Here is a 12,600-nt window from a genome sequence, read left to right on the forward strand (position 1 = left end):
CACTGATCCTGGCGCGGCGCTCAGGCGCCTGCTCGCGACACCATCGTCACGCCGACGGCGCCCTCGAGTTCGCGCCGCGTGAGCGTCACCGTCACGGCGCCGAGTTCGGCGACCGAGCGCACGTGCGTGCCGCCGCAGGGGATGCGCGCCTCGCCGTCGGGCAGCTCGGCCACCCACCAGCGGCGGTCGGTGAGCCCGTCGCCGTCGCGGTCGATGCGGATGTGCGCTCCGCTCGTCGTCCAGCCGGCGAGGATTCGGTCGACCTCGTCCCCGAGCGCCGCCAGATCGTCGAGCGACTCCGGATCGAAGCCGGCCTTGCGCACGCTCTTGCCGACGCGGTACTCGTCGACCGAGCCGCCCTCGGTGATCGTCGAGGTCTCGATCGCGGTGCCGTCGAAGTCGGGCGAGCCGAGCGCATCCGTGCGCACCTCCTTGCGCCAGGCGCCGGCGAGCGCGCGGTTCAGAGCGAGCGAGGCCAGGTGGCAGGCGGTGTGGCCCACGCTGAGCGCCTGCCGGTGATCGCTCTCGACCGCGATCAGGGCGGTGTCGCCCTCGGCGACCGCCGCATCCGCCGCCAGCAGATGCACCGCGACGAAGGCCCAGCCCTCGGTGCCCTTGCGCACGGGGATGTCGGAGCCGACGAACAGCTCGGCGCCGTCGCTCGCGCCGACCACGCAGTCGAGCACCTCGAGCGCCTCGCCGCCGACGACGAAGGCCGCGCGGTCGGGGCCCTGGTCGGGCCAGCCCGCGTCGACCGGGTGCACGGGCGTGCGGTCGACGAGCACCGCGAGCCGATCGCCGTGCGGCTGGGTGTGCAGCACGGCCGCCGTCTCCTCGATGGATCCGGCCGGATAGGTGACGAGGGTGTCGCGCGAGGGAAGGGTCACCCGGCTCACGCTACCCGCGCCGGTCTCGATGGTCGGGATCCGGGAGGATCGGTCGAGTCGGGCGGATGATCGGCGGTGCGGCAGATGCCGGGGCGCGACGATACTGGGGCGATGATCTCGACGCGGCTGGCCGGAGAGCTGCGCGACGCCGGGCTGCGCTGGGATCCGATCTCGGGCGACGCCTTCCAGATCGCGGGCGGCGAGTTCGAGGGCGATGTCTTCACCGTCAGCGACATGACGATCGAACCGCACCGCTACGACACCGGCACGGTGCTCGGCTTCAACGGCACGACCGAGTGGGCGCTCGACTCGGTCGCCCTCGAGGATGCACTCTGGCTGCCCCGCGAGGACCAGCTGCGCGAGCTGCTGCGCGGCGCCTTCCTCGCGCTGGAGCGCCGTGTCGCGCCGATGAACGTCGCCGACGGCGTCGCGGATGGCGTCGCGGCCACCGAGTACCGCGTCACGATCGAGCTCGCGGGCGCCCGCCGTGACTTCGTCGCACAGGATGCGGCCGAGGCCTACGGTCGAGCGCTGCTCGCGCTCATCCGCGCCGCCGGCTAGATGCACTGAGTCGTCAGGTTGTTGACGCTCGTGGTGCGGGGGTTTGGCCGTGGGCGGTGTGGATGCGGTCGGAGCGGTCGGCGGCGAGTCCGTCCGCGGCACCCGTCACGATCCACGGCAGCAGCGCGGTCGCGGCCGCGGCGCGATGCTGCGCGGCGTCGACCGGTGCGCTCGAGATCACCTCGACGATCTGCCGGCCCCAGAACACGGCCTCGAGCAGCGTCGTCAGCTGCTCCGGGTCGGCGTCGGGCCGCAGCTCGCCGAGCTGCTTCGCCTCGTCGAGATGGCGCCGCAACGCCGCGAGCCAGTCGTCGTCGCCCGACCAGTCGGGCGCGGTGGCGCCCCGAGCCGAGAGCCGGCCCCAGAATCCGACGACGACGTGCGCCTCGTCGCGCGTCTCCTTGGTCAAGGGCAGCATCTCGGTCACGATCGCGTCGACCGCCGCCAGGCCGCGCAGTCCCTCGGCGGTCGCGGTGATGCGCTGGTTCGTGCGCGCGACGACGGCATCCATCGCCGCGTCGATGACCGCATCGAAGCCCGAGAAGTAGTGCCAGAGCGCCCCGATCGCGACGCCGAGCTCCTGCGCGACCGCGCGACTCGTCGCCGCCTCGTAGCCCTCACGCGCGGTCACCCGCAGGAACGCGTCGGCGATCTCGCCGCGTCGCGCATCATGGTCGACCTTCTTCGGCACGCGCCCATCCTGCCCGACGCCGCCTCACGGCAGCGCACCGACGCCGGGCCTGCGCGCGCACATCCACGACCTCGGCGCGCGCGGTCAGCCGAGCAGCGCCCCGGTCGTCAGCTCGGCGTCAGCTCGGCGGCACCGAGCCGGCGTCGGACCCATCGCCGGAACGCTCGTGCGAGCCCTCGCTCGACGCGGTGTCCCGTCCGGAGCCCGGGCCGTGATCGGCGGCCGTCCCGCCCGGATACCCGCCCGCGCCGCCCGCGCCGCGGTCGTCCCCGAGCGGAGCCGGGGCGCCCGGGTGGGCTCCGGCGCCCGCGAAGGCCGGTCCGCCGAATCGGCCCGTGCCGGGGCGGCCGACCGGCCGCGACCGGCGTCGACGCCGCACGATCAGCAGCACCACCCCGCCGATGATCGCGAGGGCGATGAGCCACGGGGTCAGGGCGCCGAGCACGACGAGGAATCCCGCCCAGAAGGCGAGGAACGCGCCCCAGCCGGCCGCGAGCCCGTCGAGGAAGCTCTGCGGCTTCGGCGTGGGGGCCGCTGCGGGGGAGAGCAGGTCGAGCGTGATCGTCGACAGCTCAACCTGGTCGTCGAGCCCCCGCTTCTGCGCCTGCAGCGACTCGAGCTCCGCCTGCCGCTGGCTCAGGGCGCTCTCGAGGGCGACGAGGTCGGCGGTCGTGCCCGACTTCGCGAGCAGCGCGGTCAGCCGGTCGACCGAGGTCTGCAGCGCGGTGATGCGCGCATCCGTGTCGCGCACGGTCGCGGTCACGTCGTCGCTCGTCAGCTGCACCGACTCGAGGTGGCCGAGCTTCTTGAGCTTCGGCAGCGTGGCGTCGAGCGCGTCGGCGGGGATGCGCAGGGTCAGCTGAGCCGTGGCGGGGGAGTCGCCGCTCGCGGCCTGCTCCTGGCGGCCGTCGATGCGTCCGCCGGCGTCGGTCGTCAGCGTGACCGCCGCGTCGGCGGACTTCCCGGGGTCGTCGACCGTGAGGGTGATGCTGCCGGTCGTCACGACCGATCGGCTCGGATCGACGGTGGCGGGCAGCGCGGCGGGATCGGACGTCGCGGAGTCCGCGTCACCGCGGCTCTGAGCCGAGCCGTCGACGGCCGAATCCTGGGTCGAGGAGTCGGATCCGCGCCCGCCGGAGGTGCCCGACTGGTCCGCGCGGGAGCCTCCGGATGCGGAGGTGCAGCCGGCCAGGGCGACGATGAGCGCCGCGGTGCCGAGAAGAAGGGGAATACGCCTCATGTCGTGATGATGGAGCCGGATCCGCCCCGCCGCCAGCCAACGTTTTCGGCTTGTTATGCGTCGTGGCCGAGTCGTGATCGCGCCGTGTCCGCGTCGTTATCGCAGCCGCATCCGCCGGGGAGCTCCGACCGCTCGACCGGACCGCGGATGGCGAGCGCCCCGCCGCCAGCGGGCGGTATCTCGACGCCGGCCCCGAGCGCCCTGGACGGACGCTGGGCAGGCTCTGGCAGGCGCGTGCGGATCGGAGCGCTGACGACATCCGCTTCCTACCGTGGAGGCACGACGGTCGCCCCGTGCCGTCGCACCGCTCGAGCGAGGAGGACGCCCATGGGACTTCTGGATGACGCGAAAGACGCCGCGCAGGCCGCCGGCGAGAAGGTCAGCCGCACCGTCGAGGACACCAAGGAGCGCATCTCGGATGCCGCCGAGGAGCGCCAGGCCGACGCGAAGGTGAAGCAGGCCGAAGCCGAGCGCGACCGCGTCAAGGCGAAGAACGACTTCAAGGAGGGGTTGCGCGACTGAGGCGCACCCTGTCGCCGATCACTCCGGCGCCGCGATGCCCGCCCGACCCTGAGGTCGCGGCGGGCATCGTCGTCTCCGGGGGCAGGCCCCCTCTACTTCGGCTCGTGCAGATCGGGGTCCATGCCCGTGCGCTCGCCCGTCTCGAGAGTGGCGATCGCGGCGAGGTCGTGCGCGTCGAGCTCGAAGTCGGAGACCTCGAGGTTCTGGCGGATGCGGTCGATCGAGTTCGACTTCGGGATCACGACGAGGCCCTGCTGCAGGTGCCAGCGGATGACGACCTGCGCGGGCGAGCGGCCGTAGCGCGCCGCGATCTCGGCGAGCACCGGCTCGTCGAGCACTGTGCCGCGACCGAGCGGCGCCCACGACTCGGTGAGGATGCCGTGCTCGCTGTCGAAGGCGCGGGTCGTGTGCTGCGGAAGCCGCGGGTGCAGCTCGACCTGGTTGATGACGGGCTTCTCGCCGGTCTCGGCGATCAGGCGCTCGATGTGGTGCGGGTGGAAGTTGCTGACCCCGATCGACTTCACGACGCCCTCGTCGCGTAGCCGCTGCAGGGCGCGCCAGGTGTCGACGTAGAGGTCCTGCGCGGGGCAGGGCCAGTGGATCAGGTAGAGGTCGATGTAGCCGAGGTCCAGCTCGGCGAGGCTGCGCTCGGCGGCGCGCAGGGTCGCGTCGAAGCCCTGGTCGTCATCCCACACCTTCGTGGTGACGAAGACGTCGTCGCGCGGCACGCCCGAGGAGCGGACTCCGCGGCCGACCTCGGCCTCGTTGGCGTAGAGCTTGGCGGTGTCGACGTGGCGGTAGCCGAGGCGCAGGGCGCCGTCGACGAGCTGCTCGGCGATGCCGGTGTCGACCTTGTACACCCCCAGACCGAGCTGCGGGATGCGGTGGCCGTCGGCGAAATCGAGGTACGGGGTGGTCACGCTCCCACGCTAGCGGCGGGCCGCGAGATCCCGGCCGAGAGGATGTGCAGAGTGGCGCTCGTCGGAGCGCCGCGGCGCGGCGCGGCTCAGGGCCGCAGCGTCTGCACGGGCTCGGTGTCGGGGATCGGCGAGGCGTCGCGGCCGCGCAGATCGGGCAGGGCCCGCGCGAAGATCAGCGGTACGAGCAGGGCGAACACGGCGAAGCCCGCCGCGGCGGCGAGGCCGCCCCGGGCGTCGAAGTGGTCGATCATCACCCCGGCGATCGCCGAGCCGGCTGCGGCGCCGATCAGCTGACCGGTGCCGACCCAGCCGTAGGCCTCGGCGGTGTCGCTGAACTTCACGCTCGACGACACGGCGGCGAACATGACCGCGAGGGCCGGGGCGACCGCGAGTCCGGCGATGAGCACCGCGGCGGTGAGCGACCAGAACTCCCAGGCGATGACCGACGCGACGGCGCCGACGACGAACACGATCATGCGCCGGGCGAGGCTCCAGCGGCCCACGGGGGCGTGGCCGAAGGCGAGACCGCCGACGAGCGAGCCGAGCGCGAAGACGGCCAGCACGGCGCCCGACTCGACGCTGCCCTCGCCGAACGACGCGACCACGCTGGCCTCGATCGCGGCGCAGGCGCCGATCAGCACGAAGCCGACGACGGTGACCACGAGCACGGTCGGCCGGGTGAGCACCTTCCCGAAGGCGCGCTTGGAGCGGGGGATGCGCACGCGCCCGACCTCGGGCGAGAAGATGAACCACGCTCCGCCGCCGAGGCAGAAGCCGGCGGCGATGAGGATCGCCAGCACGGTCGAGATCTGCGTCGCGATGAAGGTGGTGACGACGGGTCCGGCGACCCAGATGATCTCCTGCGCCGACGCGTCCAGCGAGAACAGCGGGGTGAGCTGGCGGGCGGTGACCATCTTCGGGTAGATCGTGCGCACGGCCGGCTGCACGGGCGGGAAGGCGAGGCCGCCGAGCAGTCCGACGGCCATGTAGACCGGCAGTGGGACCCCCGGGGGCAGCAGCGCGACGACGATCATCGTCGTGCTGCAGACGAGCGTCGTGAGGATCAGCACCGGGCGCATCGCCCAGCGGCCCATCCACCGACTGGTGAGCGGACCGGAGACCGCCTGCCCGATGCTGGTGGTCGCGAGCACGAGGCCGGCTGCGCCGTAGCTGTGGAAGAGGTGCTCGATGTGCAGCAGGTAGGCCAGCGAGAGCATGCCGGAGGGGAATCGGGCGGTCAGCTGGGCGGCGATGATGCGCCCCACGCCCGAGGTTCGCAGCAGGTCGAGATAGCTCTTCACGGTGCTCCCGACTCTAGTGATCGGCAGGGCTGACCTGCTTCCCCGGAGATGTGCGGGCATGCCGCGGCACGCCGCCGCTCGGGTTGTGTCCCCGCGGAGTCACGAAGCGGGGGAGCCGCGCATCGCGTGCTCGTCAGAAGGGTGCGGGGTCGAGTGCACGGTCGAGTTGGATCTCGAGCAGCTCGAAGAATCGGTCGATCGCGTCGGGGTCGGGGTCGATCGGGATGTGCAGGTCACCCGCGACGTCGGGTGGGATCGGCGGGTCGGGTGGGACCCGCGGGTTGGCTGGGATCGGCTGGTCGGGTGGTGTCCGTGTGGTGGCCATCGTCGCGGGGGTGAATGCGACCGCGGGGGTCGGTGCGTTCTCGCGGTAGCTCCGTCCGGTCTCGGAGGTCCACTCGAGCACGCCGCCGGGCAGTTGCCGAACCGCCCATCCGGTGAACTGCTTCATGGAGTGGTGCCGCTGGCAGAGGTGAGCGAGGTTGCTCAGCGCGGTGGCACCGCCGAGGGCGTGGTCGAGGGTGTGATCCAGTTCGCAGCGGATGGCGGCCTGCCGGCATCCGGGGAAGCGGCAGTGCTGGTCGCGGGCGCGCAGGTGTCGGCGCTGCGCCCAGCTGGGCCGGTAGTTGTCGACGGCGGTGACGGTTCCGGTGACGGGGTCGGTGAGCATCCGGGTGAGCGAGGGTGCGTTGCGGGCGAGCCGTCGGGCGGTGTCCGCGTCGATCGGCGATCGTCCGACCAGATCCGCGGACGATTCGTCATGGCCGACCAGCGCGAGGGCGGGGATCACGACCTGCACCTGGGCGCGGATCGCCCCGAGCGCGCCCTCGCGGTCGCCGTGGCGGGTGGGATCGAGCGCGGGCGTCCCGGCGAGGAGCAGATCGGCGAACACGTCAGCACGGACCTGATCGATCCCCCGCTCATCGTCACCGGGGGAGACGTCGTTCACGGTCTGTCCCATGCGGGTGAGGCGGTCGAGGATCGCGTCGCCGATCACCATCGGCACGGTCGCGACGACGTCGCACATCCCGTCCCGCCCCGGGAACACGCGCACGCACCGCTCCCGCGCGGCCTCCTCGTGGCGTTCGGTGAGAGTGCGCTCCGCGAGTTGCTCGGCGTAGATCTCGAGCCCAGCCCGCACCCGGTTCGGGGTGTCGGTGAGGCTGCGTTCGAGGGCTTCGGTCTCGAACTCGGCCCGCCGCTCGACCGGCACGGCGCGTCCGGCGGTGACGATGACGTTCATGTGGGTGCGGGTGATGAGTCCGGCTTCCCACGCATCCACTGCGGTCGGGTAGTGCTCGACCATCTCGCGGGCGTCGCCGATCCTCGCCTGCACGGTGCGGTCGGAGAGCCGCAGCACTCCGCCGAGCTCGGCCGCGACCGCACGCAGCGCCATGTCGTGGGCCTTCACGCTCGCCCGCGCCCCGGTCGCCTCGCGTTCGGCGAAGAAGCCGGCGTCGGCGAGCATCCGCACCTCCGCGACCTGCGCCGCGCACACCCGCGCTGACACGGTCTCGGCGCGCACGACGAGACCCTCGAGCGTGACCGCGGGCCCGACGTCATCGCCGGCGCAGTCACCGCCTCGGGCTGTCGTCGCGGGCTTCTTCATACCCACACGATGACAGCCACCACCGACATCCACCCGTACTGCCCGTGGAGTGCGAAGCGACCGCTCGGCCGGCTTCGCCCGCGGTGTCGGAGGCGGTGCGTAGCGTGCGCAGCACTAGCGCTTAACCACTCACAGGGTGTGGAGAAACGCCGACAACTTATTCACATCTGTGGACGACACGCCCACAAGATATTGGGGTCGAACTGGAATGGACCCCGATATATAGTGGTCGAGCCGCCGGGCCGCAGGCAGGGGATCCAGGCTCGCGAGCGGCTTTCGAACCACCGAAGAACGGGTCAGCGCGGCAGCATCCGCACAGCAGGATCAGCGCCACCCGATCAGCACTTTTCGCATCACAGCTCAACTGCAGAGCACCGCCACGAGCACCAGCCACTGGGGACGCGTCTCACGACGCAGAAGGAGAACGAGATGGCCATCACCGTCGTCAAGCGCAACGGAGAGCGCGAGCCCTACGACGCGAACAAGATCAACCTGGCCATCGAGCACGCGAGCCGCGGTCTCGACGACAGCATCACCTGGGTCACCCAGATCGCCAGCGAACTCGAGCTCACGCTCTTCGACGGCATCACGACCCAGCAGCTCGACGAGGCCGTGATCCAGGTCGCCCTGCAGAACGTCAAGGACGACCCGCAGTTCGACACCGTGGCCGCCCGCCTGCTGCTCAAGACCATCTACAAGCGCGTGCTCGGCGACTACGACACCGACGCCGAGCTCAAGGCGCTGCACGCCGAGCACTTCGTCGCCTACGTCAACCAGGGCGTCGACGAGCTGCTGCTCGACTCGCGCTTCACGACCGGCATCTTCGACCTCGACCGCCTCGCGGCCGCCCTCGAGCCCGAGCGCGACAAGCTGCTCAAGTACATCGGCGCCGTCACGCTCAACAACCGCTACGGCATCAAGGCCCGCGACAACGAGCCGCTCGAGGTTCCCCAGTACTTCTGGATGCGCATCGCGATGGGCCTCTCGCTCAACGAGCCCGACGCCACCAGCCACGCGATCGCCTTCTACGACAAGATGTCGAAGCTCGAGTACCTCGCGGCCGGCTCGACCCTCGTCAACGCGGGAACCTCCTACCCGCAGCTCTCCAACTGCTTCGTCATGGAGATGCAGGACGACATCGAGCACATCGCCAAGAGCGTGCGCGACGTCATGTGGCTCACCAAGGGCACCGGCGGCATCGGCCTCTCCGTGTCGAAGCTGCGCGCCCAGGGCTCGCCCATCCGCTCGAACAACACGACGAGCACCGGCCCGATCCCGTTCATGCACACGATCGACTCGGTGCTGCGTGCGGTCAGCCGCGGAGGCAAGAAGTTCGGCGCCCTCTGCTTCTACATGGAGAACTGGCACCTCGACTTCCCCGAGTTCCTCGACCTGCGTCAGAACTCCGGCGACCCCTACCGCCGCACCCGCACCGCCAACACGGCCGTCTGGATCTCGGACGAGTTCATGAAGCGCGTGCAGAACGACGAGGACTGGTACCTCTTCGACCCGCTCGAGGTCAGCGACCTGGGCGAGCTCTATGGCAAGGCCTTCTCGGAGCGCTACGCCGAGTACGCCGCCAAGGCCGAGGCCGGCGAGCTCAACATGTTCAAGAAGATCCGCGCCCGCGAGCAGTTCAAGGCGATCCTGATCTCGCTCCAGACCACCAGCCACCCGTGGCTGACCTGGAAGGACACGATCAACAACCGCGCCCTCAACAACAACACGGGCACGATCCACCTCTCGAACCTCTGCACCGAGGTCTGCCTGCCGCAGGACGTCGACAACGTCTCGGTCTGCAACCTGGCGTCGATCAACCTGCCGCGCCACCTCGTGCGCGGCGAGGACGGTCAGCTCGGCTTCGACTGGGACCTGATCGCCGAGTCGGCCCGCCTGGCCGTGCGCCAGCTCGACAACCTGCTCGACATCACCCTGTCGAGCGTGGCCGAGGCCGACTTCTCGAACCAGCAGAACCGCGCCATCGGCCTGGGCGTCATGGGCTTCACCGACATCGTCGAGCGCCTCGGCATCTCGTACGAGTCGGAGGAGGCCTACGACCTCATCGACGAGATCATGGAGCACGTCTCCTACGCGGCCATCGAGGAGAGCGTCAAGCTCGCCGAAGAGCGCGGCTCGTACCCGAACTTCGCCGGCTCGCGCTGGTCGGAGGGTCTCGTGCCCTTCGACTCGATCGCCCTCACCGAGGCCGACCGCGGCATGGAGATCAAGGTCGACCGCACCACGCGCCTCGACTGGGACGCGCTGCGCGCCAAGGTCAAGGGCGGCATGCGCAACGCGACGCTCATGGCGATCGCGCCGACCGCATCCATCGGCCTCGTCGCCGGCACCACGCCCGGCCTCGACCCGCAGTTCTCGCAGATCTTCAGCCGCGCGACCAGCAACGGCAAGTTCCTCGAGATCAACCACAACCTGGTCAACGCGCTGCGCGAGGCGGGCATCTGGGAGCAGGTGCGCGAGCGCATCCTGCGCAGCCAGGGCGACATCCAGAGCATCGAGGCGATCCCCGACGAGATCAAGAACGTCTTCAAGACGAGCTTCCAGCTCTCGCCGTACGCCTTCCTCGACGTCGCCGCGCGCGCCCAGAAGTGGGTCGACCAGGCGATCAGCCGCAACATGTACCTCGAGACGCGCGACCTCGGCGACATGATGGACATCTACTACGGAGCCTGGGAGCGCGGCGTCAAGACCACGTACTACCTGCACGTGAAGCCGCGTCACACCGCCGAGCAGTCGACGGTCAAGGTCAACAAGACCGAGGACCTGGATGCGCAGAAGACCGCCAAGCGCGGCTTCGGCGCCGCCGCGCCGGCGACCGCGGGCGCCTCCTCCGAGGCTGCTCCGAGTGCGGCCCCGGCCCGCCGCGGATTCGGTGGACTGGGCAAGTGAGCGCGATGAACGACACCGCGACGTTCGACGCCGTCGGCGGATCGACCGGCACCTGGGACTACGAGGTGCCCGTCGACCCCATGGACGAGCTGCAGTGCGAGAGCTGCCAGTAGGCGCGTCCGCTCCGACCCGAATCACCACACGCGAGAAAGAAGACTCCTGACATGGCCATCCTCGGCACCGGAATCAAGGAAGGGCTGCTGCTCAAGCCCGTCACCTACAAGTGGGCGATGGACCTCTACGACCAGGCGGTCGCGAACACCTGGTTCCCGAACGAGATCCAGCTCGGCGAGGACATCGCCGACTTCAAGAAGATGACCGACGAAGAGCGTCACGCGATCACGTTCCTCATGTCGTACTTCAACCCGAACGAGCTGCTGGTCAACAAGGCCCTGGCCTTCGGCGTCTACCCCTACGTCAACGCTCCCGAGGCGCACCTCTACCTCGCGAAGCAGATGTGGGAGGAGGCGAACCACTGCATGTCGTTCGAGTACGTGCTCGAGACCTTCCCGATCGACCGCAACGAGGCCTACAACTCGCACGTCGACGTGCCGTCGATGGCGAAGAAGGAGGAGTTCGAGGTCAACTTCATCCGCCGCATGACGGAGGAGACCCTCGACATCACCACCACCGAGGGCAAGCAGGACTTCATCCGCAACCTCGTGGCGTACAACATCATCCTCGAGGGCATCTGGTTCTACTCGGGCTTCATGGTGGCGCTGTCGTTCCGTCAGCGGAACCTGCTGCGCAACTTCGGCTCGCTCATGGACTGGATCGTGCGCGACGAGAGCCTGCACCTGAAGTTCGGCATCAACCTGATCCTCACGGTGCTGGAGGAGAACCCCGACCTGCAGACGGAGGAGTTCGCCGCCGAGATCAAGCAGATGATCGTCGACGCCGTGTCGATGGAGGAGGAGTACAACCGCGACCTCCTGCCGAACGGCATCCTCGGCCTCAACGCGAACTACATCAACCAGTACGTGAAGTACCTGGCTGACCGTCGCCTCGAGGAGCTCGGCTTCGAGCCCGAGTACAACGTGTCGAACCCGGCGAAGTGGATGGCGGCGGCGAACGACACGCTGCAGCTCGTCAACTTCTTCGAGTCGACGAACACCTCGTACGAGTCGAACGCCTCGGCGACCGTCGCGTCGAAGAGCGAGTGATCGCGCCCGGCTGAGCGTCGCGACGCGCAGCCGGAACGACGAAGGCCCCGACCGGGAGGTCGGGGCATTCGTCGTCGTCGGCGCGCAGGGGCCGTGTCTCAGGCCTGCTGCACGTCGCCGTCGTGGTCGTGGATGCCCGAGAGCTTGAACGCGAGGCGGGCGTGCGCGAAGCCGCCGCCGGCGCGGATCGCGGTCGCGACCCATCCGGCCTCGGCCAGCTCGTCCTGCGTGGCGCCCGCGGCGACGGCCTTCTGCGAGTGCGCGTCGATGCAGTAGACGCACTGCGTCGTGATGCCGACGGCGAGGGCGATGAGCTCGCGGTACTTCAGCGGGATCGCGCGGCCCTCCTTCGCGAAGACGGCGTTGTCGAAGTCGCTGAAGGCCTTGAGGATGTCGGGCGTCGACGTCTTGTAGTCGGCGGTGTAGGCGCGGTCGCCTTCGCGGTCGTAGAACTCGGTCATCGGCAGGGTCTCCTCAGGTGTTCGGGGCGCGGGCGGATTCGCCACTTCATCCCACCGCACCTGCCGCCGACGCGCGTGCGGTGTGACCCCACGTGACGCGACCCGGGCTGCCCGAGTGGTGTGAGATGGAGTCGTGTTCATCGAAGGCAAGTACGGCATCCTCTGGAACCTCGCAGTCGTCGCCGGGGTCAAACGCAAGCGCAACGGCGCGATCGATCTCTATTTTCCGGTGGCGGGCGGCAACCTCACGATCGGAACCGATCACCCGCAGTACCGGCAGATCGACCAGTTCCTGGCGCAGCACACCCTCGGACCCGATCAGCCGAGCTGACCCGGCG

The 12,600-nt window shown here is 69.9% G+C and carries 12 protein-coding genes; 5 read left to right on the top strand and 7 right to left on the bottom strand.

Annotated elements, in window-relative coordinates; genetic code table 11:
- Window positions 1–20: 20 nt before the first annotated feature.
- Window positions 21–887, bottom strand: a complete 867-nt coding sequence (locus BJ979_RS09560; protein ID WP_179567358.1) for an alanyl-tRNA editing protein — start codon at window positions 885–887, stop codon at window positions 21–23.
- A 111-nt stretch (window positions 888–998) separates the two neighbouring features.
- Here BJ979_RS09560 and BJ979_RS09565 point away from each other — a divergent pair, with 111 nt between their 5' ends.
- Complete coding sequence (locus tag BJ979_RS09565) at window positions 999–1,448, top strand: pilus assembly protein CpaE (protein WP_179567360.1); 450 nt, start codon at window positions 999–1,001, stop codon at window positions 1,446–1,448.
- A gap of 13 nt (window positions 1,449–1,461) precedes the next feature.
- On the opposite strand, the gene BJ979_RS09570 is transcribed toward BJ979_RS09565, so the two are convergent.
- Both BJ979_RS09570 and BJ979_RS09575 read right to left on the bottom strand, forming a co-directional pair.
- Window positions 1,462–2,139 carry a TetR/AcrR family transcriptional regulator gene (locus tag BJ979_RS09570; RefSeq protein ID WP_179567362.1) on the bottom strand — a complete coding sequence of 226 codons (678 nt, stop codon included), beginning with the start codon at window positions 2,137–2,139 and terminating at the stop codon, window positions 1,462–1,464.
- A 118-nt stretch (window positions 2,140–2,257) separates the two neighbouring features.
- Window positions 2,258–3,379: a DUF4349 domain-containing protein gene (locus tag BJ979_RS09575; protein ID WP_179567364.1), complete on the bottom strand. Its 1,122-nt coding sequence runs from the start codon at window positions 3,377–3,379 to the stop codon at window positions 2,258–2,260.
- Window positions 3,380–3,706: 327 nt separating this feature from the next.
- On the opposite strand from BJ979_RS09575, the gene BJ979_RS09580 reads away from it, so the two are divergent.
- Window positions 3,707–3,901: a hypothetical protein gene (locus tag BJ979_RS09580; protein WP_179567366.1), complete on the top strand. Its 195-nt coding sequence runs from the start codon at window positions 3,707–3,709 to the stop codon at window positions 3,899–3,901.
- A 92-nt stretch (window positions 3,902–3,993) separates the two neighbouring features.
- On the opposite strand, the gene BJ979_RS09585 is transcribed toward BJ979_RS09580, so the two are convergent.
- The 3 genes from BJ979_RS09585 to BJ979_RS09595 form a co-directional block, all read right to left on the bottom strand.
- A complete protein-coding gene (locus BJ979_RS09585) occupies window positions 3,994–4,821 on the bottom strand; it encodes an aldo/keto reductase (protein ID WP_179567368.1) in 828 nt (275 codons plus the stop codon).
- An 86-nt stretch (window positions 4,822–4,907) separates the two neighbouring features.
- Entirely contained in the window at window positions 4,908–6,122 is a 1,215-nt protein-coding gene (locus BJ979_RS09590) for an MFS transporter (protein WP_179567370.1), read from the bottom strand.
- A gap of 133 nt (window positions 6,123–6,255) precedes the next feature.
- Window positions 6,256–7,731 (bottom strand): HNH endonuclease signature motif containing protein, encoded by a 1,476-nt coding sequence (locus BJ979_RS09595; protein ID WP_179567372.1) that lies wholly within the window; start codon window positions 7,729–7,731, stop codon window positions 6,256–6,258.
- Window positions 7,732–8,160: 429 nt separating this feature from the next.
- On the opposite strand from BJ979_RS09595, the gene BJ979_RS09600 reads away from it, so the two are divergent.
- Together BJ979_RS09600 and BJ979_RS09605 are read left to right on the top strand one after the other, a co-directional pair.
- Window positions 8,161–10,638 (top strand): ribonucleoside-diphosphate reductase subunit alpha, encoded by a 2,478-nt coding sequence (locus BJ979_RS09600; protein WP_179567374.1) that lies wholly within the window; start codon window positions 8,161–8,163, stop codon window positions 10,636–10,638.
- 164 nt (window positions 10,639–10,802) lie between these two features.
- Window positions 10,803–11,801, top strand: coding sequence for a ribonucleotide-diphosphate reductase subunit beta (locus BJ979_RS09605; protein WP_179567376.1), 999 nt, complete (start codon window positions 10,803–10,805; stop codon window positions 11,799–11,801).
- Between the two features lie 98 nt (window positions 11,802–11,899).
- Here BJ979_RS09605 and BJ979_RS09610 read toward each other — a convergent pair whose 3' ends face one another.
- A complete protein-coding gene (locus BJ979_RS09610; protein ID WP_179567378.1) occupies window positions 11,900–12,262 on the bottom strand; it encodes a carboxymuconolactone decarboxylase family protein in 363 nt (120 codons plus the stop codon).
- A gap of 133 nt (window positions 12,263–12,395) precedes the next feature.
- On the opposite strand from BJ979_RS09610, the gene BJ979_RS09615 reads away from it, so the two are divergent.
- A complete protein-coding gene (locus tag BJ979_RS09615; RefSeq protein ID WP_179567380.1) occupies window positions 12,396–12,593 on the top strand; it encodes a hypothetical protein in 198 nt (65 codons plus the stop codon).
- Window positions 12,594–12,600: the final 7 nt, after the last annotated feature.

Source organism: Schumannella luteola (assembly GCF_013408685.1).
GTDB classification, from domain to species: domain Bacteria; phylum Actinomycetota; class Actinomycetes; order Actinomycetales; family Microbacteriaceae; genus Schumannella; species Schumannella luteola.

Coding starts and splice junctions, on each gene's coding strand:
- BJ979_RS09605 (WP_179567376.1), top strand. CDS start 10,803: ATGGCCATCCTCGGCACCGGAATCAAGGAAGGGCTGCTGCTCAAGCCC.
- BJ979_RS09595 (WP_179567372.1), bottom strand. CDS start 7,731: ATGAAGAAGCCCGCGACGACAGCCCGAGGCGGTGACTGCGCCGGCGAT.
- BJ979_RS09575 (WP_179567364.1), bottom strand. CDS start 3,379: ATGAGGCGTATTCCCCTTCTTCTCGGCACCGCGGCGCTCATCGTCGCC.
- BJ979_RS09580 (WP_179567366.1), top strand. CDS start 3,707: ATGGGACTTCTGGATGACGCGAAAGACGCCGCGCAGGCCGCCGGCGAG.
- BJ979_RS09565 (WP_179567360.1), top strand. CDS start 999: ATGATCTCGACGCGGCTGGCCGGAGAGCTGCGCGACGCCGGGCTGCGC.
- BJ979_RS09610 (WP_179567378.1), bottom strand. CDS start 12,262: ATGACCGAGTTCTACGACCGCGAAGGCGACCGCGCCTACACCGCCGAC.
- BJ979_RS09600 (WP_179567374.1), top strand. CDS start 8,161: ATGGCCATCACCGTCGTCAAGCGCAACGGAGAGCGCGAGCCCTACGAC.